The sequence below is a fragment of the Acinetobacter sp. 2JN-4 genome (assembly GCF_003687745.1).
In the GTDB taxonomy this organism is placed as follows: domain Bacteria; phylum Pseudomonadota; class Gammaproteobacteria; order Pseudomonadales; family Moraxellaceae; genus Acinetobacter; species Acinetobacter halotolerans.
In genome coordinates, this window is record NZ_RDNY01000037.1 from 1 (window position 1) to 255 (window position 255).

At 38.0% G+C, this 255-nt stretch carries 1 protein-coding gene; it reads right to left on the reverse strand.

What is annotated here, in order from left to right; genetic code table 11:
- Positions 1-217: HK97 family phage prohead protease (locus EAH57_RS15865; RefSeq protein ID WP_171407495.1), on the reverse strand; the 217-nt coding region annotated here is incomplete at its 3' end.
- Positions 218-255 lie beyond the last annotated feature (38 nt).

Here is a 255-nt window from a genome sequence, read left to right on the forward strand (position 1 = left end):
TAAATGGTCCAATCGGTTCGGCCATTTGGTGTTGCCATAAAACTGAAGGTAAATCATTTCTTTCAGCCCAACGTTCTAATGACTTTTGGAACGCACCACGGACTACGATATCGCTGTAACTATCAATAACATCAAAAACAGATGCGTACCCTTCAAACTCACCCGTATCTGATACAGATTTGATTTTTAGGGGAACATTTAAATATTTAACTTCCACTATCTTTCCCCTTATCAGGATTGGTAGTCATATTCATT